This window comes from Microbulbifer sp. JSM ZJ756 (assembly GCF_044383805.1).
GTDB lineage: Bacteria > Pseudomonadota > Gammaproteobacteria > Pseudomonadales > Cellvibrionaceae > Microbulbifer > Microbulbifer zhoushanensis.
Genome location: NZ_JBISER010000003.1, coordinates 65,905 through 91,199 on the forward strand (window position 1 = coordinate 65,905; position 25,295 = coordinate 91,199).

27 protein-coding genes and 1 tRNA gene are annotated in these 25,295 nt (G+C 54.1%); 7 read left to right on the forward strand and 21 right to left on the reverse strand.

Going from position 1 to position 25,295, the window contains the following annotated elements; translation table 11 throughout:
• The first annotated feature begins 141 nt into the window (after window positions 1-141).
• The 3 genes from ACH6CX_RS06495 to ACH6CX_RS06505 all read left to right on the forward strand — a co-directional run bounded on the left by ACH6CX_RS06495 (window position 142) and on the right by ACH6CX_RS06505 (window position 1,808).
• Window positions 142-324, forward strand: coding sequence for a DUF6445 family protein (locus ACH6CX_RS06495; RefSeq protein WP_369413291.1), 183 nt, complete (start codon window positions 142-144; stop codon window positions 322-324).
• Entirely contained in the window at window positions 302-508 is a 207-nt protein-coding gene (locus tag ACH6CX_RS06500) for a DUF6445 family protein (RefSeq protein ID WP_369413290.1), read from the forward strand. Before ACH6CX_RS06495 ends, ACH6CX_RS06500 begins: the two co-directional genes overlap by 23 nt.
• 262 nt (window positions 509-770) lie before the next feature.
• Window positions 771-1,808: a DUF2235 domain-containing protein gene (locus ACH6CX_RS06505; RefSeq protein WP_396675205.1), complete on the forward strand. Its 1,038-nt coding sequence runs from the start codon at window positions 771-773 to the stop codon at window positions 1,806-1,808.
• A gap of 71 nt (window positions 1,809-1,879) precedes the next feature.
• Here ACH6CX_RS06505 and ACH6CX_RS06510 read toward each other — a convergent pair whose 3' ends face one another.
• The 5 genes from ACH6CX_RS06510 to ACH6CX_RS06530 all read right to left on the reverse strand — a co-directional run bounded on the left by ACH6CX_RS06510 (window position 1,880) and on the right by ACH6CX_RS06530 (window position 6,420).
• Window positions 1,880-4,087, reverse strand: coding sequence for an OsmC domain/YcaO domain-containing protein (locus tag ACH6CX_RS06510; RefSeq protein ID WP_396675206.1), 2,208 nt, complete (start codon window positions 4,085-4,087; stop codon window positions 1,880-1,882).
• 138 nt (window positions 4,088-4,225) lie between these two features.
• The gene (locus ACH6CX_RS06515) at window positions 4,226-4,873 is read right to left on the reverse strand and encodes a hypothetical protein (RefSeq protein WP_396675207.1); all 648 of its coding nucleotides are present in this window, start codon (window positions 4,871-4,873) and stop codon (window positions 4,226-4,228) included.
• A 174-nt stretch (window positions 4,874-5,047) separates the two neighbouring features.
• Entirely contained in the window at window positions 5,048-5,425 is a 378-nt protein-coding gene (locus ACH6CX_RS06520; protein WP_232940544.1) for a hypothetical protein, read from the reverse strand.
• 12 nt (window positions 5,426-5,437) lie between these two features.
• The gene (locus ACH6CX_RS06525) at window positions 5,438-5,821 is read right to left on the reverse strand and encodes a VOC family protein (RefSeq protein WP_396675208.1); all 384 of its coding nucleotides are present in this window, start codon (window positions 5,819-5,821) and stop codon (window positions 5,438-5,440) included.
• Window positions 5,818-6,420: a tRNA-uridine aminocarboxypropyltransferase gene (locus ACH6CX_RS06530; RefSeq protein ID WP_396675209.1), complete on the reverse strand. Its 603-nt coding sequence runs from the start codon at window positions 6,418-6,420 to the stop codon at window positions 5,818-5,820. Before ACH6CX_RS06530 ends, ACH6CX_RS06525 begins: the two co-directional genes overlap by 4 nt.
• 2 nt (window positions 6,421-6,422) lie before the next feature.
• Here ACH6CX_RS06530 and ACH6CX_RS06535 point away from each other — a divergent pair, with 2 nt between their 5' ends.
• Window positions 6,423-6,869 carry a GNAT family N-acetyltransferase gene (locus tag ACH6CX_RS06535; RefSeq protein ID WP_237064436.1) on the forward strand — a complete coding sequence of 149 codons (447 nt, stop codon included), beginning with the start codon at window positions 6,423-6,425 and terminating at the stop codon, window positions 6,867-6,869.
• Between the two features lie 9 nt (window positions 6,870-6,878).
• On the opposite strand, the gene ACH6CX_RS06540 is transcribed toward ACH6CX_RS06535, so the two are convergent.
• The 7 genes from ACH6CX_RS06540 to ACH6CX_RS06570 form a co-directional block, all read right to left on the reverse strand.
• Window positions 6,879-7,535: a peroxiredoxin gene (locus ACH6CX_RS06540; RefSeq protein ID WP_396675210.1), complete on the reverse strand. Its 657-nt coding sequence runs from the start codon at window positions 7,533-7,535 to the stop codon at window positions 6,879-6,881.
• A 211-nt stretch (window positions 7,536-7,746) separates the two neighbouring features.
• Window positions 7,747-8,487 (reverse strand): hypothetical protein, encoded by a 741-nt coding sequence (locus tag ACH6CX_RS06545; protein WP_232940538.1) that lies wholly within the window; start codon window positions 8,485-8,487, stop codon window positions 7,747-7,749.
• Window positions 8,488-8,877: 390 nt separating this feature from the next.
• Window positions 8,878-9,537 carry a hypothetical protein gene (locus ACH6CX_RS06550; RefSeq protein ID WP_396675211.1) on the reverse strand — a complete coding sequence of 220 codons (660 nt, stop codon included), beginning with the start codon at window positions 9,535-9,537 and terminating at the stop codon, window positions 8,878-8,880.
• A 431-nt stretch (window positions 9,538-9,968) separates the two neighbouring features.
• Window positions 9,969-11,126, reverse strand: coding sequence for a slipin family protein (locus ACH6CX_RS06555; RefSeq protein ID WP_396675212.1), 1,158 nt, complete (start codon window positions 11,124-11,126; stop codon window positions 9,969-9,971).
• Between the two features lie 378 nt (window positions 11,127-11,504).
• Window positions 11,505-11,574, reverse strand: a tRNA-Thr gene (locus ACH6CX_RS06560).
• Window positions 11,575-11,774: 200 nt separating this feature from the next.
• Entirely contained in the window at window positions 11,775-12,803 is a 1,029-nt protein-coding gene (gene rtcA / locus ACH6CX_RS06565) for an RNA 3'-terminal phosphate cyclase (protein WP_396675213.1), read from the reverse strand.
• Between the two features lie 4 nt (window positions 12,804-12,807).
• Window positions 12,808-14,034: an RtcB family protein gene (locus ACH6CX_RS06570; protein ID WP_334078307.1), complete on the reverse strand. Its 1,227-nt coding sequence runs from the start codon at window positions 14,032-14,034 to the stop codon at window positions 12,808-12,810.
• 242 nt (window positions 14,035-14,276) lie between these two features.
• Between ACH6CX_RS06570 and rtcR the strand changes: the two genes are divergently transcribed.
• From rtcR to ACH6CX_RS06585, 3 genes are all read left to right on the forward strand, one after another.
• Window positions 14,277-15,872 carry an RNA repair transcriptional activator RtcR gene (gene rtcR, locus ACH6CX_RS06575; protein WP_396675214.1) on the forward strand — a complete coding sequence of 532 codons (1,596 nt, stop codon included), beginning with the start codon at window positions 14,277-14,279 and terminating at the stop codon, window positions 15,870-15,872.
• Window positions 15,873-15,970: 98 nt separating this feature from the next.
• A complete protein-coding gene (locus ACH6CX_RS06580) occupies window positions 15,971-16,369 on the forward strand; it encodes a hypothetical protein (RefSeq protein WP_237064425.1) in 399 nt (132 codons plus the stop codon).
• 240 nt (window positions 16,370-16,609) lie between these two features.
• Window positions 16,610-17,083 carry a hypothetical protein gene (locus ACH6CX_RS06585; protein ID WP_237064424.1) on the forward strand — a complete coding sequence of 158 codons (474 nt, stop codon included), beginning with the start codon at window positions 16,610-16,612 and terminating at the stop codon, window positions 17,081-17,083.
• Window positions 17,084-17,316: 233 nt separating this feature from the next.
• Here ACH6CX_RS06585 and ACH6CX_RS06590 read toward each other — a convergent pair whose 3' ends face one another.
• From ACH6CX_RS06590 to ACH6CX_RS06630, 9 genes are all read right to left on the reverse strand, one after another.
• The gene (locus ACH6CX_RS06590) at window positions 17,317-17,784 is read right to left on the reverse strand and encodes a hypothetical protein (RefSeq protein ID WP_237064423.1); all 468 of its coding nucleotides are present in this window, start codon (window positions 17,782-17,784) and stop codon (window positions 17,317-17,319) included.
• A gap of 172 nt (window positions 17,785-17,956) precedes the next feature.
• The gene (locus ACH6CX_RS06595) at window positions 17,957-18,532 is read right to left on the reverse strand and encodes a DUF4124 domain-containing protein (RefSeq protein WP_396675215.1); all 576 of its coding nucleotides are present in this window, start codon (window positions 18,530-18,532) and stop codon (window positions 17,957-17,959) included.
• Between the two features lie 44 nt (window positions 18,533-18,576).
• Window positions 18,577-19,803 (reverse strand): S41 family peptidase, encoded by a 1,227-nt coding sequence (locus ACH6CX_RS06600; RefSeq protein WP_396675216.1) that lies wholly within the window; start codon window positions 19,801-19,803, stop codon window positions 18,577-18,579.
• Between the two features lie 224 nt (window positions 19,804-20,027).
• Window positions 20,028-21,593, reverse strand: coding sequence for a DNA polymerase (locus ACH6CX_RS06605; protein WP_396675217.1), 1,566 nt, complete (start codon window positions 21,591-21,593; stop codon window positions 20,028-20,030).
• Window positions 21,586-23,226 (reverse strand): RNA-directed DNA polymerase, encoded by a 1,641-nt coding sequence (locus ACH6CX_RS06610; RefSeq protein ID WP_396675218.1) that lies wholly within the window; start codon window positions 23,224-23,226, stop codon window positions 21,586-21,588. Before ACH6CX_RS06610 ends, ACH6CX_RS06605 begins: the two co-directional genes overlap by 8 nt.
• A gap of 197 nt (window positions 23,227-23,423) precedes the next feature.
• Window positions 23,424-23,759: a hypothetical protein gene (locus tag ACH6CX_RS06615; RefSeq protein ID WP_396675219.1), complete on the reverse strand. Its 336-nt coding sequence runs from the start codon at window positions 23,757-23,759 to the stop codon at window positions 23,424-23,426.
• A gap of 145 nt (window positions 23,760-23,904) precedes the next feature.
• A complete protein-coding gene (locus tag ACH6CX_RS06620; protein WP_396675220.1) occupies window positions 23,905-24,078 on the reverse strand; it encodes a hypothetical protein in 174 nt (57 codons plus the stop codon).
• Between the two features lie 13 nt (window positions 24,079-24,091).
• A complete protein-coding gene (locus tag ACH6CX_RS06625; protein WP_396675221.1) occupies window positions 24,092-24,682 on the reverse strand; it encodes a DUF6338 family protein in 591 nt (196 codons plus the stop codon).
• 99 nt (window positions 24,683-24,781) lie between these two features.
• Entirely contained in the window at window positions 24,782-25,060 is a 279-nt protein-coding gene (locus ACH6CX_RS06630) for a hypothetical protein (RefSeq protein WP_396675222.1), read from the reverse strand.
• Window positions 25,061-25,295: the final 235 nt, after the last annotated feature.

Here is a 25,295-nt window from a genome sequence, read left to right on the forward strand (position 1 = left end):
ATTCCCCGGGCAAGCGGGTGATGTGACAGGTAGCCCCGACCTGCACGAGAGGGCAGCGCGCGAGAGGCCATCCGGCTTCCTTACCAAGCCCATCCGGCTCGGGCGTAATGGGCGCAGGCTTCAACGCAGCCGGGTCAGCAGATGCAGGTCACTATCAAGAAAGTCGGTGCCGAGCAGACCCCGGTGGTCATTATTGATGGGGCATACCCGCGGCCCGAACAACTGGTGGAGACCGCCCGCAACACGCCATGGCTGCGGGCTGGATACCCACAACGGCCTGGCCAGCCCGCTGCTGGAGCTGGTGCGGCCGGGTTACGCGAGTGAATGCGACGAATGGTACGAGACGGTTGGCGAAGTGGCAGCGACATTCAACCGCGTGGCCTTTTACCCGGCCAGTCTGTTGCATTCCGGAGTTGTGGAGCCGGGGCAGCAGCTGCCTGACCATATCAGCAACGGCAGGCTGACCATTACCGGCTTTATCAACCTGGCCGCGCCGCTTTCCTGGTAACCCCTGCAGTAATTTCGCGTAATGTACCAACTGCTCTTCCGGTAAAAGTGTGCGCGGGTTTTTATTCCCCGGTCGTTACCAGCTGTTTATTACCCCTTGAGGATTCGGGCGCCCATTACCGGTCGCTTTTGCGCTAATTTCAGTCTGACGATAAAAGAGGCCCGGGCTGTAAATGACCTAGCCAGGATTTAATTTCGCTGCTTTTGCTCCGCAGCCTTGGTGCCGACAACAGGAAGTGCTGAAGACCAGTGAGGGATTACGTATGGCTAACCTGGTTGTTTGTTCCGATGGCACCTGGAACCGCCCGGAAGAGGACCTGGAAAAGGATTTCCCCACCAATGTGCTGCGGCTGGCCCGCGCGGTCAGCCCATCCAGCGGTGATGTAAAGCAGAGTGTGTTCTACGACTGGGGCGTGGGCTCTTACTACGACAGGTTCAGCGGTGGTATTACCGGTGCCGGGCTGCACAAGAACGTCCTCGATGGCTACCGCTACATTGTCCACAACTATGCCCCGGGCGACCGGGTCTACCTGTTCGGCTTCAGTCGCGGGGCCTATACCGCCAGGTCACTCTGCGGCCTGATCAATAACTGTGGCATCGTCAGGCAGGCCAACGCCCGCCTGATTGCCGAGGCCTGGAAAATCTACAAAAGCCCCAGCAGGAAGAACCACCCCGATGGCAATGCGGCGGTGAAATTCCGCCGGGACTACTCCCACCGTTCCAACAGGATCCACTTTATCGGCGTGTGGGATACAGTCGGGGCGCTGGGTATTCCATTCAGCCTGATGGGCCTGTTCGAGTCCCACGACGAGTTCTATGACACCAAGATGGGTTCCAACGTGCAGATCGCCCGCCATGCCCTGGCCATCGATGAAAAGCGCGAGGATTTCATGCCCACCGTATGGACACCGCGGCCAGGTGTGGACCTGAAGCAGGTCTGGTTTGCCGGCGTGCATTCAGATGTGGGCGGTTCTTACCCACCGGATAAAAATACCAGGAAGCTGGCTTCCGATGTGCCGCTGACCTGGATGATCCATGAGGCCCACTTCGCCGGCCTGAAGATAGCGCCCGACCTGAAGAAAAGCCTCACCGATGGCACCCATGCGTCGATTCACCAGTCGCGCAAGCACGTCTACCGCTTCAAGCGCCCGCTGGACCGCGCGCTCATCGTCGACGGCAAGCCCACCTTGATCCACCCGACGGTGAAGAGCCGCTACCTGCACGACAAGAACTACCGCCCGCCGATGCTCAAGGCGCTGGTGGAGGAAGTCGGGTGGGATGGGATTAATATCGGCCGGTAGGTACGCAACGCAGATAGCCGGGCGCCCCGTGCGCGCCCGGCCTTTCCCTGCCTTTTACCAGGGTTCTGTGCTTACCCGGTCACAGCCGGGTGCTTCGCCGCCCGCGCCGCATGCAGCTTCTTGTAGCTCTCGATCAACCGCAGGTGCTTGTCCAGCCCCTCCAGCTGCATATTGGTGGGTGTCAGGCCGTGGAAGCGCACGGTGCCGTTTACTGAACCGACCACGGCTGCCATTGTTTCTTCACCAAACATGCGCTTTAGGTTGTGCAGGTAATCGTCCAGCTCCAGCTCGTCGTCCAGCACGATTTCCAGCACCGCGTTTACTGCCTGGTAGAACAGGCCGCGCTCGACGGTGTTGTCGTTGTACTGCAGGAACATTTCCACGTGCTCCAGCGCCTCCTCGTGGCGCTGCAGGGCCAGGTAGACCAGGAGTTTCAGTTCCAGCACGGTCAGCTGGCCCCACACGGTGTTCTCATCGAACTCGATACCGATCAGGGTGATGATGGTCTCGTAGTTATCGATCTGGCTCTCTTCCAGCCGCTCCACCAGGTCTTCCAGTTCAGCGTCGCCAAGTGAGTGCAGGTTGAGGATATCCTCACGGTAGTCCAGGGCCTTGTTGGTGTTGTCCCACACCAGGTCTTCCACCGGGTAGACCTCGGAGTAGCCCGGCACCAGGATGCGGCAGGTGGGCGCGCCCAGGTCCTCGTACACGGCCATGTACACTTCCTTGCCCATGTGCTCGAGGATACCGAACAGGCGGTCGGCCTCGGTCTGGTTGGTATCGTGGTGGTCGCCGGAGAAATCCCACTCCACGAACTCGTATTCCGACGTGGCGCTGAAGAAGCGCCAGGACACCACGCCGGTGGAGTCGATAAAGTGCTCCACAAAGTTGTTGGGCTCGGTCACCGCCTCGGTGCTGAAGGTGGGCGGCGGCACGTCGTTCAGGCCCTCGAAGCTGCGGCCCTGCATCAGCTCGGTGAGGCTGCGCTCCAGCGCCACATGGAAGCTGGGGTGGGCGCCGAAGGAAGCGAACACGCCACCGGTGCGCGGGTTCATCAGGGTCACGCACATTACCGGGAAGCGCCCGCCCAGGGAGGCATCCTTGACCAGGATCGGGAAGCCCTGCTGCTCCAGCGCCTCCACCGCCTCGACGATATCCGGGTACTTGGCCAGCACCTCGGCGGGCACATCCGGCAGCGCGATCTCCTCCTCGATGATCTGCTTCTTCACCGCCCGCTCGAAGATTTCCGACAGGCACTGCACCTGCGCCTCGGCCAGGGTGTTGCCGGCGCTCATGCCGTTGCTGAGGAACAGGTTCTCGATCAGGTTGGAGGGGAAGTACACCACCTCGCCGTCCGACTGGCGCACGAACGGCAGCGAACAGATGCCCCGGTCCATGCGGCCGGAGTTGGTGTCCACCAGGTTGGAGCCGCCCAGCTCGCCCTCCGGGTTGTAGATGGCCAGGCAGTGGTCGTCGAGGATCTCCGCCGGCAGCTCATCGCCCGGGCCGGGCTGGAACCACTGCTCGTCCGGGTAGTGGACGAAATCGCTGTTGGCGATCTCCTCGCCGAAGTACTGGTCGTTGTAGAAGAAGTTGCAGTTCAGCCGCTCGATGAACTCCCCCAGCGCCGAGCACAGGGCCGCCTCCTTGGTGGCGCCCTTGCCGTTGGTAAAGCACATGGGGCTAGCCGCATCGCGGATATGCAGCGACCACACGTGGGGCACGATATTTCGCCAGGAGGCGATCTCGATCTTCATGCCCAGGTCCGCCAGGATCTTCGTCATGTTAGCGATAGTCTGCTCCAGCGGCAGGTCCTTGCCCTCGATAAAGGTGGTGTGCTCGCTGTCGGGCTCCACCATCAGCAGGGCCTGGGCGTCCTCGGCCAGGTTCTCCACCGTCTCGATCTGGAAGTCCGGGCCGGTCTGCACCACCTTCTTGACCGTGCAGCGGTCAATGGAGCGCAGGATGCCCTGCCGGTCCTTCTCGGAGATGTCCTCGGGCAGCTCCACCTGGATCTTGAAGATCTGGTTGTAGCGGTTCTCCGGGTCGACGATGTTGTTCTGGGACAGGCGGATATTGTGGGTGGGGATATCGCGCGCCTTGCAGTAGACCCGCACAAAGTAGGCCGCACACAGGGCAGAGGACGCCAGGAAGTAGTCGAACGGGCTCGGCGCCGAGCCGTCGCCCTTGTAGCGGATGGGCTGGTCGGTGATGACGGTAAAGTCATCGAACTTGGCTTCCAGGCGGAGGTTATCGAGGAAGTTGACGTTGATTTCCATGGGGGAACTACCAGGTCTGCGGGATTTGGTGGGCCAAAGGCCAGCGGCGCGCATTATCCAGTTTTTGCTGCACTGCGTCTCGACCCATTGCCGGAAAGTGCGACTGGCCGGTGTCTCTCCCAGGTGACAGCTGACGCGTCAGCGGCTGGCTTCGCTGCTCCCAGCCGGACACCGCTTATCCATGCCATCGAGCCCCTGCTGGTCCACTTCCAGCTTGATCTTGCCGCTGCCCGGCACGCCGGAGAGCCGGAAGACAAATACCGTATCGTAGTCAGAGTTGGGCCACTCTGGCACCTCCGAGCTGGAGTCGAAGCGGCGCAACAGTATTTTGGCCAGCAGGTCGATGTTCATATGCTCCCAGGCCACATACACCGTGGAACCCAGGTAGGGCTCGCTCAGCAGGGTATCCGCCAGCAACCCGGGATCGTTGTAGGGAATCTGGGTATTAATGGGCACCTGCATATCAACCGCCGTGGGGCCGATGGTCAGCAGTGGCCGCACATAGTCGTGGCGCTGGCCGTCCCCGTGGATTTCCGTGGCCTTTACAGAGGGATCGGGAGCAAAGATGTGGTCAGGGCGAGGGAAATGTTCACGGAAATACCCCGGCAGGCGTATGGCCCTGTTCAGGCCCTGGCAGGTCAGCAACCCAAGCCCCTGGGCCGGCTTCTCCGCATGGCGCACCACTACGATCAGTGTTTCGGTTGCCGCCTGTGTCGCCTGGACTCCTGTAGCCCATAGCAGTTGCACCAACAGGAGGCGGAACATTCCAGAAGCCAACCGCGCCATGTACTCATCCTTGCCCATTAGAGATCGCTGACCTGACCAACGAACTACCAATACGAGTTTTTGCTCTATACCGCAGACTATAGGCCAGCGACCGGCAGGCTCTTGCGTGTGGGGGGGGGGAATTGGCCGGGCTGATGTGCTATTCGTAGGAACAGCTGGCAGTCGGTTTGCCCCTCATGCCCGTTGGTGCGCGCGGCGCTCCTTTTCAAAGGCCTGTAGCCCGGCGGGAAGCTCGCCGTAGATTCTGGCGCGCCTGATGGCCTCCAGTGCCGCCTCCTTATGCCCAGCCTCGATATACGCGTATGCCTGGTCAATGTGGTACCGGTGCCGTTCGTCCCGCATCGCATTGCGATCCTTCGCGGTCCGGCGCGCCAGCAGCTCGAAGCCGGCAACGGCCACCGGCACCGCCACCAGCAAAAACCAGTAACTGTCGAATATCGCCACCAGGGCGCAGGCGAACCCACTGGCGGCCAGTGTCACTGCCAGCCCGGAGAAAAAGCCGATCTCACTGTTGCTTGCAGGGTGCTTATAGCCGTAGCGCTTGTACCACATAGAAACAGTTACCTATCCCCAGAACTTGCCGCGCGCCTGGATGCCCAGGTCCGACCATACGGCAAATTCATTGCCGCACGGTTCGGTAAAGTGAAAGCGCCTGCCACCGGGGAAAGTAAAGGTAGGCTTGACCACGGTGCCACCGGCCTCTTCCACCTTGCGCTGGCTGCCCTCCAGGTCGTTACTGTAAAGCACGACCAGTGCGGCACCTCTGTCCGCTTTGGAACAGGCATCGGCCTGGTAAAAGCCCCCGTCGAGCCCGGCACCGGAGAACGCTGAATATTCAGGCCCATAGTCAACGAATGACCAGCCGAACGCTTTCTCGAAGAACGCCCTGGTATCCCCAAGGTCGCTGGATGGAAATTCCACGTAATTGATTTTTTCGTGTTCACTCATGGCTTGTCCCCGGGCTCTATCGTATGAGAGCTGGATTGCTGTAACGCAATCATCTGCTCAAACGGTTTCAGCATCAATTCAAAACACCCGGCCGGCTCAAGGCGATCCATCGCCATGGCGACGCTCTCGATGGTTGACAGGCTGTTGGCGAGTGAGGAGCGGCGCACCTGGTAATTGGATTGCAATTCGCCCGCAAGGCTGACCCGGGGCAATTGCTGCAGTGCCGGGTGCAGGTGCAGCATCTTCTTCGACTTGCGCCAGGTGGCATCGATTACCACCAGCTGCTCCAGTGGGCCACGGGCCAGCTGGCCGCCCTCACCCACCTGCTCCACCGGCGGCAACCAGTCCAGGTTCGGGTAGAGCAAGGCCGAACGGGGCGCCAGCAGGCGGGCCAGTTCGGTATCGTCCAGCGTCTCCGCGACCACCAGCTCGCTGTTCTCCAGGCACAGGTGTGCCATACGGCCGGTGTTGAACGGATGCTTCACTTCCAGCGGGTGCTGTATGATGAGCACCTTGATGTGATTGGCTTTATGGACCAGCGCGCTGCAGTAGCAGACGTTCAAGGGGCGCTGGCAAGTGGGGCAGGTTTGGCGCGGCATAGATGACTTCTGGTAACGACTTTTCAGCGCACTGGCTCTCGGACGCAGAGATCCCGCTGGCCAACAAATTCTACCGCACGCACAAATTCCGCGGCAAAGCCCGACGCCATGACCCGTGTATGGTGATCAGGGATAGGCAGAACCAGATTATTGCCTGCGGCTGCCTGCGACAGCTGACCGGTGCCCGGTTACTGGCGGGGGTTGCAGTGGCGCCGGAATACCAGGGGCAGGGAGTGGCCCGCTTTCTGCTCCGCAGCATGGGCGAGGCTTTTGACGATCTGACGTTTACCTTCCCCTACCGGCACCTGGTGCCTTTTTACCAGTCCCTGGGATTTGCAGAAGAAGAGCCGCAGGGGCAGCCCAGTTCCATCGTCGATCGGTTCCTGACCTACCAGAAGCAGGGGCGCGATATCCTGGTGATGCGCTATCACGACCCTGCCGATTCCTGACTGGCATGCCTACCTATTCGGTGCTTCCGTAAAGCGCAGGTAAGGAATCTTGGCGTGAAATGTGCCGAACTTTTCCCTTGCCTCATCGTCATTAAGGCTTAACGCCACAATGACATTCTGCCCCGCCTTCCAGTTTTCCGGTGTTGCAATCGGCTGGCCGTCGGTGGCCTGGATCGCATCCAGGGCACGCAGGATCTCGTCGAAGTTACGACCCACAGACATGGGGTAGGACATGGTGAGCCGGACCTTCTTGTCCGGACCTATGATGAATACAGTGCGCACGGTTGCAGTATCCGCGGGTGTGCGGCCATCGGGCAGGTAGGCATCGGCCGGCAACATATCATAGAGCTTGGATACCTCCAGCGAGCCGTCATCAATGATGGGGAAGTCCGCCGGGGCACCGCCAAATTCCTCAATATCGCGCTTCCACTTCTCATGCTCTTCAACGCTGTCAACGGACACACCAATCACCTTGGTATTCCGCCTGGTGAATTCATCGGCGAGCTGCGCAACGGCGCCGAACTCGGTGGTACAGACTGGCGTAAAATCCTTCGGGTGCGAAAACAGTATGGCGTAATTGTCGCCAATCCATTCATGGAACTTCAGCTTGCCGGCGGTGGAATCTGCCGTGAAATCTGGCGCGGTATCGTTTATTCGAAGAGACATAAGTACTTATCCTTTGTTGAAGCCCAAGACACGCTCACACGCATTGATCCTGAAATCAAGGATCCCTCATCGCGCTGTGAGTATGTTGGGCCCAAGTGAAATGTCAACGACACAGGCCATTGTGGCGGGCATCTCTGCGGACATCGCCAATAGCGACACCTGTGCTAACCAGGCGACAGGTTCGGAAAGCGATCGCCAGAATCGGCATCACTCAATCAAGCAGGATAATTTCAATAAACAGGACAAAGATCGTCGTGACTAACACCGTCGCGAGGAAGTAAGGAATATTTGCGTCTTTCTGTGCCGGTATTTCTTCCCGGATCGCGGTAATGATAATTCCGCCAGCGACAAACATCGTCGAGAACTTCACCACGCCAGAAAGTTGCTCATATATAACGGCCGCCATCCAGCCAATCAACAGGCAGAGGAATAGCACCCAGCGAAAAACCCTGGGAAACCGGTTGGGATAGCGCTTCCACAGGTGGTAATTAATCCCTACCAGATGCATCGCAAAGGCACCGACCAACCCCAGGTATCCAAACCATATTGCGCTGGGCCAGGAGCGCAACAGGAAGCCAATTTGCGCGTAATAGATGCCGAAAACAACAAGAACCAGTGTTTCACTGAATGAAAGCCTCGACGGCGTTCTATCAGCCCTGTCAGAAAAACCCTTGTTCGCTATCAACAGGAAAACAATAAAGCCAGCCAGTGCACTCAGGTATGCATGCAGGTCTACAGGCAATATTGCAGCCTCATCCTCACTCACCTGAAGTGATGCCTGCACCTCGGCCAACTTTGGGAGCAGCACAAGGAAAACATATGTAATCCCCACACCCGCAGAGACACTCAATATGGGCGGATGCGCTTTCCGTTGGAAAACGGGCCAGTGCGGCACCGTCAGCCCGATCAGGGACAATGCCAGGACCGCCAGGAACGAAACATAGATGCTCATATGTGCTCTAGAGGGACTTTAGCGACACCAAGGGGGTAAACTCTGCCGATGTTAACTTAGCAGCATATGGTGCAAGCAGTAGGCACAAAAATCGATGGAACACGTCGGATTCAGTCGTGTTATATCTGGATCTCAATATTCCGGCTGGAGTTGTGTTCTGGTAGGAGATTTCCTGTTGTTTTCAGACGTCAAAGTCTCATTCCTGATTATTATTTTCGCCGTCCACTCCCGACGCTCTCGGACAGCGCTGCTGCTGTCTATATTGCCGCCAGCCATAGGCGGAGAACTACAGCATTCCCGATGACATCCCGGGAAAGTAACCCGCCTTTTGGGCGGGTTATCGACTGGGCTTCCCCGGAGGTTTCCAGGTAGATTCGGTTACCCGGACCGTTAAAGCATCAATGTATTGGCTTTAAACTCGTTCGCACAGTGATCAGCAGCTTCACGCAGTTTCTGTTTTAGAAGCGCTGCGTTGTTGGCCAGTAGCTCGTCATGCGTCGGAGCCTGCTCGACCTCTTCCGGGCTCGCTTGGCCACATTGCGCTTCAGCCAGGATTTCGTTAGTGGAAGTATCCACCAGCTTCATCCTGACACCGTAACCAACCTGGTACTTGCTAAAATTCAGAGGGAAATTGAGAAATTTCCACCCCAGGGTTTGCACATCCAGAAGCAGCCGGGAGTCATTCACCTGGGCAGTGAGTTCCTCTACGTCATTGCCTTCAGCGGTGACAGTATTGTCATCCAGCAGTACAAGCTTATGCTCCTGAGCCATGGCATCTGCAAGAATGTCGTAGATGCGACCTGCCGGATCTTCAATATTGTTTTCTTTTACCAGCTTGTTGCCAGTTTTGACCATGGCAATAACACCAACGGCGCCGAACATGCTATTACCGGGTGTAGTGGCAATAAAGTCTGGCTTCTCGCGGCTGACGCCACTCAATTGCCGACCTTCGATCATCGGCCCAGCATCTGCAGATAAGGGCATATTTTTCACGCCCGCACAACCTGTAGCAACAACCGCAAGGGTCAGCACCATCAGTTTCTTTATCATCTGTATTTACCCCAAGTCATTCGTTGTTTGTTTAAAGCATCCCGCACGGCCAAATCGGCAGGAACACGAACAGCTACCTTGCTCTATATATTCTTCCCTATCATCATTATAAGGAACTATGTGCCACAGATCAGCAATGATTTCGAACAAATTGCTCTGCTTTATTACACCAAATTACACCTTGCGCGTATCCTGGAGTGATGCCTTACCGCAAAAAAAGCTGTGGAGCGGGGGGTTAGTGAATCAATGGGGCCAGAGTTTGGCTCACCACAGGTGCTGCGGAAGAAACGCCACTTTCCCCATGACTTCGGGAAAAACACATACTTGCCGAACTGGGTAGGATTTTGGCAGGCAGACCAGCCCAACGGTGGATCGGCTTCTCAGCTGCCGGCAGTAGCGGAGAGAGTAACCCGCCCTTTCGGGCGGGCTACCTACTGGGTTGTGCCGGTGGGTTTCAGGTTCACCAGGTTGTTGAGGACACCTTCGAGCCCGCCGTAAACGGATATCTTGTCGATACGCGCGGTTACCCGCTCCAGGGCCTCGAGCTCCTTCAGGCGCATCAGTACCGGGTTGTTGTCCATCATCTTCGCGGTGTTATGCAGCGACCGCATCGCCTGGGTTTCCTCCCGGCGCTTGATCAGGTTGGCCTCGGACTCCTTCTGGGCCTCCACCACCTGGTTGAGGATCTGCTTCATATCACCGGGCAGGATGATGTCCTTCACCCCGACCGTCGCCAGTTCGATACCGTAGTGCGCCAGCTTTTCCCGCGCGGCCGTGGCGATGCCCAGGTTGAGGCTGTCCTTGTCCTCCAGCAGCGCATCCAGGGTGTTGCCCCCTACCGCCTCACGCAGCCGCAGCTGGAGCTCGCGGTAGATGTATTCCGCGAAATTACCCAACTTGAGTGCAGCCCGCTCGGCATCCAGCACCCGGTAGCTCGCGCTCAGGTTGATGCGCAGGCTCACCCGGTCCCTGGTGAGGATTTCCTGGCCGCTGACCTCCACGGTCTGCAGCCTGAGATCCACCAGCCGTACGGCGATGGTCCGGTTGTATTTCCAGAAGCCGTAACTGCCGGGCTCGAGCTTGCGCACCAGCGTGCCATTGACGGTCAGCAGGCCCACGTGCTCATCCGGCACCTCGACGTAGTGGATAGCGGATGCCACCGACGCCTTCTGCACCGCGCCGGTGCCCCGGCCAAGCAGGCCGACAAGCCGCTCATCCACCGTGTACTGCGCGCTGATATCGATAATATCGACACGCACATTCTCCACCCCTTTCCAGACCGGCAGGAAGGTACCCGGGCTGAGGACATTCACCAGGTGGCCGTCGCGGTACAGCAGGCCAACCTGGCTGTCACCCAGCTCGTGGGTCTCGGTGTAGGGCGCCAGCTTTTCCGCATGGGTGTTCAGGAAGAACCTGGCGTTCGGGCGCTCAAACAGTACATCGCTGATATCGTGGACCTCGACCGTCACCTTGTCCGCCAGTTGCAGCAGGCGGTGCCGGCCCGGCTCGAGCACACGGATAAAACGGTTACGGCGGAACAGCAGCGCCCGCTCGTGATCGGCAATATCGACGCTTTTCCATATCATCATTTTACTTCTCCTTACTTCTGTTCCCCGGCGCATTACCTGCGTAACCAGGGGTGAGGCCCACCCGGAAGCCCGGGGGCCGGCGGCTTGAACCGGGCAGGTGGCAAAGTCATCGGCCGGCCGGCCTGCAGCGGGGGTGCGCCAATGCGCATTGCCCACACTGCAGGCGAGCCCGGCGTGGCAATGCCACGTGCCAGGTTGCCCACCACCGGCGCCCGGACTTCCGGCGCCTCCGGGTACCGGCGGCTGCCTTCCCGGGGGAGTGCAAGTCGCCAGCACCCAGGGGCCATGGGCCTCTGGTAGTCAACAAGGGTATTAACCCTGTGGGGAGTCGAACCCCAGGCTTTCGCCTTTACCGGATAAGTCGTGTAGTGGACGACGTTACTCTGGCAGGAGTCGAACCTGCGACCGGCCGAAACTATCGGCTGCTCTACCTCTGAGCTACAAAGTAGTGTTCAGGTAATTGCCCCGGCAGGTACACAGCAAGCCAGGGGCTCCTGTGCCGGGCTGGCGTTGTGAACCAGCTCCGCATGCCGGGCCATTGGCCCAAACTCTTTTGCTGCCACCTGCGCATTGCAGGCGGCCAGTGTTCTCACGCGGGCACATCCCCTGTGCCATTTTTCATCCCTGGGCATATCCTGCTGCCGGCGCCTAACGCGCTTGCGTGCTGCCCGGCACGCTGACGATCCAGGCGTGCCCGCCTTCCCTGTGCACGCTGATTTCCATCCCGGTGAGCTGCCGGATCACCTCGATATTCGTTAGCAGGTGCTGGCTCGGCGCCAGCGTCCTGAAACGGCCGCCCCTGCCCAACACCATCGGCAGCAGCTGGTCCGCCAGGTGTTCGCCCACCGGCACCCCGGCTTCCATATACCGGTTGAACTCCTTCACCGCGCGGCCCGCAACCCGCTCCGACGACAGCTGCTTCTCGCCCACCACCTCAATCACTTCGGTAACGTGCTCGGCGTACACCCGCAGCGACACGATATTGCCCGGCCCGAATGAATCCACCTGCCGGCGCTGGAGCTCGTCCGCCGCCCAGTCGCCCTTGCTGGCGATATGCCGCAATTCCCTGTCTGCCACGTGGCCCGGAATCTGTGCCGAGGTCACCAGCGCCTCCTTGCTTAGCACGGCGCCCCGCTCCAGCAGAGCCAGCGGCTTCAGTTCACCCACCGGGTATATCCGTGCCCGCCACCGGCCGCCGCCGGCCGGGTAAAAGCCGAACCTCTCCAGCTGCACCTCGGCCCGGTAACCCATCTGCGCCATCACCGGCAGGAAACCGGCCTGGATAAAATCGAAGCTGGGCGCCTGTTTGTTGTGGGTGCCGCCCTCCAGGCAGACCTCGCTCACCCCGTCCGCCAGCAGCAGCGGCAACAGGATGGTCTGGAACACCAGGCTGGTGCTGCCGGCGGTGCCAATGGCAAACCGATACTCACCAGCGTTCACTTTGCCCGGTTTGAACGTCACCTCGGTTGAGCCCAGCTCGTCCCCTGTCACCTGCGCGCCGGAAATCGCCTGGGCCGCATGCAGGCACACCAGGTGCTGGCGCATCAGGCCCGGCTTGCGGCGGCCAGCGCGGATATTCCTTATCCGCACCGGCTCCCCCTGGCAGGTGGACAAAGTCAGCGTGGAGCGGAAAATCTGTCCACCGCCCTCGCCCTGTGATCCATCAATGGTATGCATGGTCCTATCCTTTCACGCAGACGACCTGCTTCAGGGTGTACACCACTTCCACCAGGTCTTTCTGGGCGGCCATCACCTTCTCGATCGGCTTGTAGGCCGCCGGGGTTTCATCAATCACGCCGGCATCCTTACGGCATTCCACATCGGCGGTCGCCTGCAGGTGCTCTTCCAGCGACACCAGCTTCTTGGCTTTGGTGCGGGACATCACGCGGCCCGCACCGTGGCTGCAGCTACAGAAGCTGTCCGCATTTCCCAGCCCGCGGACGATGAAGGAACGCGCCCCCATACTCCCGGGGATAATTCCCATCTCGCCCTCGCGGGCACGCACTGCGCCCTTGCGGGTAACCAGCACGTTCTTGCCGAAGTGGTGCTCGCGGGACACATAGTTATGGTGGCAGTTCACCGCCTCCATACGGGCCTCGAACTCCATCCCCAGCGCCGCCTTCACCGCGTCGATGGTGCGGGCCATCATTACCTCGCGGTTGATGCGGGCAAAGTCCTGCGCCCACTCCACCGCTTCCACATACTGGTCGAAATGCTCGGTGCCTTCCGGCAGGTAGCTCAGGTCGGTATCCGGCAGGTGGATATGCCAGCGCTCCATGTCCTTCTTCGCCATCTCGATAAAGTGCGTACCGATGCGGTTACCCACACCGCGGGAACCGCTATGCAGCATCAGCCAGACGCTGTCGTGCTCATCCAGGCACATCTCGATAAAGTGGTTACCGGTCCCAAGCGTACCCAGGTGATTGATGTTGTTGGTGTTCTTCAGCACCGGGTGCTTTTCCTGCAGCACATCGAACTGCGCCGCCAGCGGCGCCCAGGCCTGCATCACATCGTCCGGCAGGCTCCCCCACGCACCCTTGTCGCGGCTTCCGCGCGCCCGCGAGGAACGCCCGTGGGGTACCGCCCGCTCGATGGCGGAGCGCACACCCGCCAGGCCGTCCGGCAGTTGCGACGCCTTGAGGCTGGTGCGCACCGCCATCATGCCGCAGCCGATATCCACACCCACCGCCGCCGGGATCACCGCGCCGAGTGTCGGCACCACACTGCCGATGGTGGCACCCTTACCCAGGTGCACATCCGGCATGGCCGCCACCCACTGGTGGATAAACGGCATGCGGGAGATGTTCTTCAGCTGCTCCCTGGCCTCAGCTTCGAAGGGCACGCCGACAGTCCACGACTTGATCGGCACACCACCGTCCTGCATTACTTCATAGGCTTGCTGAGTCATTGTTCCTTTCCTTCTTCTTCCATCCCGGCTTTTCTGTTCGGCTGCCGGGTTCGTGCTTGCTTATGTGTAGCCCCTGTATAGCGAGGACAGTGCCAACTTTTGCCAGCGTGCTGAAAAAACTTTTAACCCGTTGATTTAAATAAAGAATTTTTCTTCATAAAGCGATTTCCCGCCAGCGACCACCATCATCGAAGCGCCACCGATCTATCTTTTTTGATAGCCAGATAATATATTTGATAACCATGAAAACAGTTGCCATCAGTATTCTCGGCACCACCATGGACCGGCGCGGCAAGGGCGATAAGCGCTGGGACAAGTGGCGGCCGACCGTTTCCATGTGCCAGCACGAAGACCTGCTGATCGACCGGCTGGAACTGCTGTTCGACAACCACTCCCAGGGCCTGGCGAACCAGGTCACCGAGGATATCGCGCTGGTATCGCCGGAGACCGAGGTGGTCCACCACAAGGTGAACTTCCCGGACCCGTGGGATTTCGAGACGGTCTACAGCCAGCTGCTGGATTTCGCCCGCGGCTACCAGTTCCGCCCCAACCGCGAGCGCTACCTCACCCATATCACCACCGGCTCCCACGTGGCGCAGATCTGCCTGTACCTGCTGACCGAGGCGGGCTACCTGCCCGGCAAGCTGCTGCAGACCTCCCCCGCCCGGCGCGACAGCGACGCGCCCGGTCAGTACCAGGTAATTGACCTGGACCTGTCCCGGTACGACCAGATTGCGTCGCGCTTCCAGAAGGAACACCAGGAAGGCACCGTCTACCTGAAGGGCGGCATCCAGACCAACAACGCCCCGTTCAACCGCATGATCGAGCAGCTGGAGAAGGTCTCCATCCGCTCCAATGCGCCGATCCTGATCACCGGCCCCACCGGTGCGGGCAAGACCCAGCTGGCCCAGCGGGTGTACGAACTGCGCAAGCAGCGCGGCAAGCTGGAGGGACGGCTGGTGGCCATCAACTGCGCCACCCTGAAAGGCGAGAACACCATGTCCGCCCTGTTCGGCCACAAGAAGGGCGCCTTCACCGGCGCCACCGCCGATCGCGCCGGCCTGCTGAAGGAAGCCCACAAAGGCCTGCTGTTCCTGGACGAAATCGGCGAGCTGGGGCTGGACGAACAGGCGATGCTGCTGCGGGCGATCGAGGACAAGCGCTTTATCCCGTTCGGTTCCGACCGCGAGGCCAGCAGCGACTTCCAGCTGATTGCCGGCACCAACAAGGATCTGGCGCAGAAAGCCAGGGAGGGCAGCTTCCGCGCCGACCTGCTGGCACGGATCGACCTGTGGACCTACGAACTACCGTCCCTGCGCGACCGCATCGAAGACCTGGAGCCCAATGTCGATTACGAACTGGAATCCTTCTCCAACAAGGCCGGGCACCTGGTGAGCTTCAACAGGGCGGCGCGGGAAAAGTACCTGGCCTTCGGCCGCTCAGCCGACGCCACCTGGGCGGCCAACTTCCGCGACCTGAACGCCAGCATCACCCGCATGGCCACCCTGGCCGATGGCGGGCGCATTACGGTGGAAGTGGTGGACGAAGAGATCCGCCGCCTGAAGCACAAGTGGCACACGCCCGCGCACAGCAGCGAACATGCCCGCAGTGCAGTGGAGAGCGTACTGGGCAGCGGCAGCAGCGCCGAGATGGATTACTACGACCAGCTCAAGCTGGCCGCGCTGATTGATGTGTGCCGGCGCTCCAGCTCTATGGCGGAGGCCGGGCGCAAGCTGTTTAATGTGAGCCGGCAGGCGAAGAAGTCGAACAACGATTCGCACCGGGTGAAGCAGTTGCTGGCAAAGCATGACTTGCGATTTGAAGACCTGCGTACTTAGTGTACGCCGGGTGGCGAACTGCAATGCCCGTGCAACAGCCCTCCACCATGGAGCGCTTATCGCGACTACAATCCTTGAGAAGACAACAGGAGACGGGCATGGATGTCAGAATCCTCGCCGGTGTCATTCCACTGGCTCCATTCATACTGGTCGGCACACCTTTCGTGTTGGGCGCCTTCACCCATTCATACAGCCCCATCCTATACGTGGCTATTGCTGCTTTTTTGATGGGCCTATTGGGCATTGCAGGCATTGTACTGGCAAGCATGGAGAATACCTACAGGAAACCGGGTAGAGCTCGACTGGCGGTCCGCTTTCTCATGTGCGGTGTTATTTCGGCGGTAACTGCCGGGGTCATTTATGGAGCTAATACGCAGAATCAACTGATCACAATTTTTGTGGGTGCGAACCTGCTCTGCCCGGTGATAGTTGGGGTGGACTCGATTAGGAGGTTACGAGATTCGATGGCACGACACTCTGAGGGACAAGTGGTATAGGCGCGGTAATCTCTGGCACACCAAGCTATTCTTGTGTAGTTTAATTAAAGCCTCAAAGATCGAATCATGCGCCAGTGCACAGCATAAGATCAGAGTAATAATTTCAGCCGTCACCTCTTTCTAACTTAGCGTCTCGTCATTTTCATATGCATACAGCCACTTTAATCACTCTTTGAGCAATCGAGCAAATAAAACTGCAGAATCAATTTTAAAAAAAACTTCAGCGAACCTATTATCGATATGAACACTGACCGAAATACTGAGTTGGCACTATTACACAGTAGGGAGCTGTTTATTTATAATGCTGGACAAAGAATCCAGTCACTAAACTTCTATTTAGTAGCCATTGCGATATTCTTGACCGGGTTTGCTTTTTTGGCAAACTCGGAACTTCACCCTCTACCACGAGCAGTAGTGGGGTTAGTTATTGCATTTGCTGGTGCGCGCTTGACTCATATATTTCAAGAACTCGATAAGAGAAATGAACAAATTGTTCAATGCTCTGAAGAGTTGTTAATTGCAGCCGAGGAGGAAATTTCGAAAACTAGCGAGACCTTGAAAGCTCACTGGAATATCACATCACGGCTAGATAACCACAAAAGGGGAGTTTTCCACCATACCGAAATTGTCCCGCAGCTATTCAAACTATATTATCTTTTATTCTGTGCGGGCGGTATTTACTCAGTTTTTCCTTTCATATTGAAACTAATTTGAACTCAATAAAAACGTATTCATAAATGATATTTGTGTGGCTCATTAATTGGACGTACACCTATTATGGTAGTGCCACTGCGACTTGTCTCTTCACCAACAAGACTGCATCGAGACTCTAAAAATTGCGTTCACTCTCAGACTGGAAGCATCGACTTTGCAGGTAACGTACCGATACCGCGCACAAGCTCCGGACTCAGCCTGCCCACCACCCTTTTATTGTTATGCTAAAGCTATTACTTTTCAGGTTCACCCTTCGTACATACTAAAGTTTCGCCTATATACTCTAAGCATACCTTTTTCTTCCAATAACTACGTGGAATTGGTCCTTTACTTACCACCAGTAAGTCACCAGCGTTCGCCTGGGCTATATTGGCATTAGTAAAATTGAACTTAGCCTTTTTAAGTCCACCAGGCATATTTGTGTGAAAAGAACGAAAAGGTAGATCACCGACTTTAAGGTCAGTAACAATCACTGCCTCATCACCTATATTTTTAAAAATATACTCACAGGTTGGAATGCTCCCGTTCTTAGTTTTTCTATCCCAGCAACCATAATCTACGAACGAGAGTTCACCTTCTTTTTTGAGAAATTCCTGTAAAAGGAATTTAATACCATCCACCGCTGCATTTCCGAAGCCAGCAGCTATGACTATTGAAAAAAACCACATTTTGAAATCGGGCTGATACGGCGAATTAGCCATTCTTCCAATCCTTACTTTATATTTCCCTGTGGAACTTGGAGACTACAGCACGCATTGGGTTTTCTACCCATATTTCGTGACGGCTTTGCAGCAAATTTGATACAGCTCACTCCCTTTGACTCAATGACTTAGTCCTTTTCTGCACAGTGCAACTATCAAAGCTGGAGATACTTCATGCTTTCTTACTCCATTTCTTTTTATAGGGAATGACCCTTGTTTCAAGAACGCTTGGGCTTTCCCCTGGGATGTATTGCCAAAGCTGGAGGGTGATGACATCTGAGACATCTCCGTCCTTTGCCCTGGAGCCCAGTTCAACACGGGCAAACCCGCTGCTTACACCTACGTCTGATGTACTGAAAGAGCGAGCGCGCCAGTGGATATTCGGCATAACCCGGTACTCGCCCCGGCCGTGGGCTGGCCCACGGTAGTAAACTTCTACTTCGAAGATGATGTAGGACTCTGTTTCTTCGTAGATAGAAACATCCAGGAACCGGCTTTTCCGTCCAACCCTGCTTCCCCGGTATATCACCCGCGAGCTGTTTTCCTGCCCTTCAAGCACATCTTTAAACGGGGCCACATTGACCCTGGGCTCGACGACCTTGACGCTGCTGTCGTCGTCGGAGCATTTGTGGTCGCTGAAAACAGTCCTTCCTTCGCTGTCCACGCACTGGTATATCTCCGCTCGCGTTAGTGCCGCCGCAGACATCAGTAGCAGTAAGGTAAGGATTCTTATCGCAATAGTAGACATAACTTAATTTCTAGCTATTCAGGGGCATCAAGTCATCCCAGTAATCATAGGCCGGAGACCCGGGCAGCATCTGCATCCCGCCCTGCATAGCGCTTGCTGATGTCGTCCAATACCCAGTCCAGCACCGCATCCCTGCCCACCCGGTAATCGGCCCAGCGGGTTGGTATCAGCACGTGCGGCTGGATGCCCTGGGTGGGCTTATCCTGGAAGCGGTAGAGGCGCTTGGAGTAGTTGACCTCAATGCCGGAGTTGGGCAGGTTGAAGCTGTCCATATCCTGGTAGCCGACCGGGTTGCCGCCGGTGGGTTCGCCCACCAGAGTGGCGTTGAACATTTCACGGAAGTGGGCGGCATTGCTCATACCGGCGGAGAAGGTGGCGTTGCCGATCAGGGTATAGATACCGCCGTCCCAGTCCAGCCCATCCACCAGGATCATCTGGTGGGCGAAGCGCAGGCCGACAAAGAAGTCGCCGCCGGTGTTGTCCCGCAGGTCCACTACCAGGTTGCGGATGCGGTGCTCATCCAGGTACTCGCGGACATCCTCGGCAAAGGATTCCATGTCTGAGAAGGACGGGTAGCGGGCAAAGTAGACGTAGGCCACGCGCCGGTCCTCGTCGGCACTCAGCCACAGGTAGTCGGACTCGGTCACCCGCTTTTCGCCGAAGGGCACTATCTGCTCCGCATAGCGGACGGTGACGCCCTCCCGGTAGTCCGGGCAGGAAATGGCCTCCAGCGTGACCGCTTCCCGCTGGCCGCGCTCGTCCTCCAGGGTGAAGGTAGCGGTAGCAGGATCATCCACGACCCCTAGGCCGGCCAGGATGTCCGCGACATTCAGGTGGTACGGCAGGTGGCGGCGCAGGGAGTATTCGTTCTCCACCGTCTGCACCACGGGTTCCAGCTTTTCGACTACCTCTGCGGTGGACATCTCTCCCACCGCCACCAGCTTGCGTCCCAGCAAGCGGCGATGCTCCGGTCCGGTGCGCAGCAGGCGTAACTCACCATCCATAAACTGGAACAGCAGCGGGAAATGCCGGTGTTCCGCACCCCAGAACGGCACGCGGGTATGCCCGTCCCCCACCAGCCGGCTGATTCGCATCAGCTCGATCATTACCTGGTCTTCGGTGAGTGCAGGCAGGTTGGCCTTGAGGGAAGTTAGTTCTTTGTGGAAGCCTTGCTTATCAACGGTGTGGTACAGGTTGATGTGCCGCTGTTCGAGCGTCTGGCGATATACCTCGATATCTTCTTGCCACTTCTCCGTATCAGCAGGGGCCAATGCTGATGCGGAAGAACAGCCAACTAAGCCCAACCCAGCCACGATGGCTATATATAGTCCTTTAGACATTCTTCTTCCATGGTTAATTTTAAGAGTTATTATTCTTGGCAATCCGTTCAAACTAGTAGGACGCTCGACTCAAGCAGGAGCATAAGTGTGTTAGTGCGTCAATATTTTACTCTGCCCCTAATTATTTCCGATTATTCCCTTTACGGATGTCATTTTTATTTGGCATAGAATTCTTCAATAGACGCCTTTCCAGCAACCTTCCCCGCCAATTCTGTAGTCATTACGTCCTCAAATATCTTTACTGCAAAATCTGGGTCTACTTTTTTTGGATGCTGGAATAAGACAGCATCATGCATCGGTATCAGTATTTGAATCGAATCGATCTTGGATAGCTCTAACAGCGCCTTCTTGAAGATATAGGTAGCTGTACCTTGAATCACATGGTTCACAGACGTCCGCTTTTCTTTCTCTGTCAATCCTTTATAACAGGAATCGCTGCCCGTGGATCGATTTAAGTAATTAGCCGAAATTGTTGGGATTTTTCCATCCTTCAAAAATTTTTCATTGAGCTTCTCCTTCCAATCTTCAAATATGGCAAATTCGGAAAAATAGGCGCGAGCATTTCTTTGGCTCCCACCCAATTCTCTAACAGAGCTGACAATATTTTCGATCGACATTCCATATGTATAAGAAAGGAACATTACTTTAGCTTTCTTTCTCATGCTTTCGTCATCGAATATATGGACAGCCAGATCTTTATAGGCGTCTCCCTCTTCATATATACTCTTCATTTTTGAGTCAGACGAAAGAGCAGCCATGATCCCAATCTCGAATTGGTCATAGTCTACATAACAAAGAGACATTCCTTCATCAGGGATAAATATATTCCGATATTTCTTTGATATGTTCTGAAGGCTTGGGGACTTATGATAGATTCTAGAGGTGGAAGTCCAATGTGATTCAACTATCGGCCTTAGCCGGCTTGAGCCTGATGAAATTGAGTTAAAAACCCTATAACTTTTATTAACTTTTTGAAGACTTCGTAAGTCCTCAGTGTAGCCATCACGTGATGGCAGAAAATCGATCATAAAGTCAAGACTATAATCTTGAATGCTATAGCCTAGCTTGCCCATTACCTCTCTGATTTCACCCTCATTGGGAATTTCGTATAGCACCTTATGCTTCTCTGCAAATAACTTCAGCTGGCGATAGAAATCTAATTTGAGAGCAACTTTGTGTGCCTTTACCACGTCCTTGTCTATTCGGATCCCTCTGCATGCCGACAGAGTCAGCTGATTAAAAACTGGCAACTCTAGGGAGTAGAACCTATCCGCTTCTCCTAAGTCAGACGCGCGGGCCGATAATTGTTCAAAGTATTCTGCAAGCTTGTGTGAGAAGAGCATGTATACGTCCATAGTCAGCTCTGTGCGCCGATAATATATATCCATATAACTATCAAAATCCTCGCTCAATTTGAAAAGCGGCTTAATAGTTTTAGATATCTCCCATGGCTGGACACTGCCGTCTACGGACTTAACGCCCGCCACTATTTTTGACAACAAGACCACATCAAGGACATTTGAAGGCAAGCTTTCGTGTTTTTTATGTAAAGAGCTTGCTATAAGCCAAAAATCATGTGTAACGAGAATGCAATCAAGTGCAACAACCTCCTGCGAAGACACTTCAGAGAATGCCTCACCGTCAAATAAAAAGTATCGATCGTAGCCACTTTCAGAAAAATCCTTCTGATAGACGAGATATAAAATTCTCTCCTCATTCATATGGCGTTATCTCATCATAAATTTCGTCGATTAGAGTCGTGTTAAAATCCTTCAGATACACTGTGTCACCTTTAAGGTTCTTATTTCCTTTTAACCTAGCTATAGTGCCGCGCAGACGGTATCCTACCTTACCGTATAAGGGCTTTAACTTATCTTTCGGCGTATTCTGAAGGGCAATTAAAAAGTATCTTTGATGTTGATAAGGCCAGCTCCCCTTGAAATCCTCTATGAATTCCTCAACTTCACTCTCCAGGCCAATCGAAGCAAGATATATAAAGCAAGCAGGAACTTCAGGACTTCCAACATCTTCCCTAATTAGATTCTTGCAATGCTCGACTAGGTTCAACGCGTTAAACTTCTTGTAAGCCATAAGCAAAATGAGATGATAGTTCTGCCAACCATGTATAGCGACCTCTCTATCTACAATAAAACTTGCTATGGATTGTTTTTGCTCCACAGATAAATCCAAGTCCATTAAAAGCTTACAAAACTGATCCGCAGATACTGGCTGCCTATCAAATTCTTTAATTAAGGCATCTGCAATTTTACTAGCCAGAACCGATTTTGAATCAAAGAGATTTGAGGAGATTAATGTTTTGAATCTATTCACGCAGTAACGAAAAGGCCTACTTTGGGTCTGTCCCTCTTCTATTTGCTTTTGTAGAAACTCATATAAAATTGGTATCGACCGCGCAATAACTTTCTTACTCCTTGATCTCCACATGGTATCGATGAGAGTCATCGTTTCATCAAAACTTGGGAAAAATTCTTCAATTCCCTCACTCTCATTATTTAGTATCGCGGTCTTTTTTGAGTTTATATTCAAGCCAAGTTTTCTCAACTCAAAAATAAGATCATTAAGCGCTCTTTTGGCCTCGTATTCGTCAGCGCATACAATCCTTATATCGTCCACATAACGGAAATAATCATACCCTTTATCAGCCATGCTTTTATCAACAACGTCCAATACGACGTTTGCGATAAAAGAGGACGCATCTCGGTTTTGTGGCAGCCCATGCCTTTCGCTATAGCACCATTTTTTCAATAAAGCGGTTAAAGTGCTTACTGCGCTTCGTATATTATTTTTTTCAGCACCGCCTGCATCAATATCGGATATCACACCTACAAATGCATTTTCAATAGCGTCTACTGAAATTTGCTCGAAGTAGTTGAGCAAATCTGTTACTAACAATGTTTTTTCATCGGCCAATGCAAGATGACTGATACTCTCAAAGGTATTCCAAAGTTCGATCCTAGGCTTAAAGAGGTACTTCTCTTTACCATACTTGTTATATCGATGACTAAACACCCTATTTGATAAAAGTGGATCAAAATAGGGAGCTAAATAAGTACAAATCGCCTGATAAATAAATCTGTCGTAGAAATCCAATTCTAATGTATATCTGAGCCCAAGCGCCCTCTTCGGGACATCATAGATAGCTTTATGGCCAGATTTATATTCCCCATGATTTATTTCAAGATTCTGCGATAGAATCTCATGGAGGTTATTGCCGTTGGAAAGTAAGTCTTCGTACCGCACAGCATCATAAAACCAGTCATCCTTCATATCTTGACGAAGATGTTTTAATGTGGCTCCAATGTTGATAGGAAATGCTAGAAGGTTTTCATCCATATCACTTTCACAAACTATCTATTTTTTTACAGAAAAAATGACTACTGCGATCTCAAGGTATTAACGCAAACCTCTTGCATAATTTTATTTATTATTTTCACGCATAAAATTCTTGGATTTATTAAGATATAGCTTCGCATAATACTTTCTAAGTAAAGGAATAAATAACTACGCCCGGCATCCTTTGGCGGGTCACCTTACCTATTGGAACTTTTTCCGAAACCAAAGCCGCCAAGAAAGCCTAATAATGCAAAAATAACTTTTTCTGCCAGTTGCGCTTCACCCTTAAACAAGGCAAATGCTGCAATTAATACAATTGAAAAAGCAATGCCAAATACGCCCCGCAGGAGTGACTTTGTTATGCCTGAAATTATCTGTGTTTGCTTTGTAGTTTCCTTGGCCACTTCTATCTGGCTAGTTGTAATTGGTTCTGCGAGACTTCTTATCAATCCAGCAAATGCCTCCACCTCCTCATGGTTATTTGATGCTACGACTTCTCCCTCTATATTCCTTTCTAACTCATCGACTTCCATTTTGTTTCCTTAGCTCGCATGCCTCGTAAGTCGCCGCACTTGGTTTATCGCTTCATCTAAGTGTCGTTGCACCAAGAATAGGTGTGGGGCTATCACACAAATACCAATAAAATTCAGCTATCAGCGACTCGTTCCGGTAGATAATTTATGGTTTTTTTGGTGGGTTACCTGGGCTTTCTCCTTCGGAGATCGTTGGTTGATAACCTGCGCCAGGCTGACCTTGATTAGGCATTTCCACGGGTTGCGGTTGACTAGATGCAGGCTTGTATCCCTTCTCTAACGGCTGATAACCTTCATTCAGTGGTTTTTTATCTGACACTTTTACTCTCCTTTTATTTAAATTTAAACAGCTCTACTGATGCAATCTCGTCTGCTAAGATGATAATTCCTGCAGTATTTTCTCTTGGTCGATCAAACCCTCCGTCCTCATTAAGGTGCCAGTTTTCTTCGAGATAAATTTGCTCTTTAGCAGGTGCACTTGAGGAAAATGAGTTGCCCGCATACTTACCAGCAATTTTGTCACCATTTTTCAGCGTTACGATAACCCAGTACCATTGCCTTTGTGAAAAAACAAAATCCCATGGTTTCGCGGTTGGATGCGGGGAGTTCTTTTGAAAAAACTCTAAAGTTCTAATTCGTTTCCAGATCAATACCCATAAAACTGGAAATAAAAATAGAACTGCAAGATAAAATAGCTTATAGAGAAATGGATGGGCGGTAGAGAGTGATCCAGACTCAACTCCTAAAATTGGCCACAGCAAAAGCGCATAATTCAAACAGCTATATGTTACTGCGTCGATCAGCTGCTTTGATGAATCTTTAGCCTCGCCCGGTATCAGCAATTCATAAGCTTTAATCGATATGAAACCAGGAATCACAAATGCGATAAACAAGTAGAGCTTGTCTAAATCCCAAATATTCAAAAGTCTACATCCTTACTCTAGTTTGCCGCCCGCAACAGGGGCCAATTTGGAAAGCCAGCAGAAAAATTGGCCTGCCTGCTTGCACTTGGCAGGCGTGCCTTAGCTCAACTCTACATTCACAGGCCCACCTAAAAATCCTGCCTCATCCCACTCAACATTATCGGTGCTTATAAATGCCACTTTTAATTGCGGATTTTTTCTTTTAAATTCATCTGAAACGTAGGCCTGTGGTTCATTTACTTCGATGATAAACTCATCATCGCCCCAAGGCTTTAGCCTATAAAATGTAAGCTCTCCAGGCAGGTGAATTTTGTCGCTATCCTTTAACCCTTCCAGCATATCTTTGAGTTCACGTACGGTTAAAACTTCACTTGACATTTTTAATTTCCATATGGTTATACGTAACGAGGCCTAACTAGACTTAACACTTTATTCAAAATATGGGAATTTATAGCTAGGCACCGGCTATCTACCGCAAATCTTGCCAACCCAAATAACAAATTGCATATTTTTCAGGACGCTATGGGCCCATCAACTTCAGTTTCTGCGATAAATCACGACGCCTCGTGTTCTGTCGGCTTGATTCCCGTTGTTCGATCACACCCATACCACA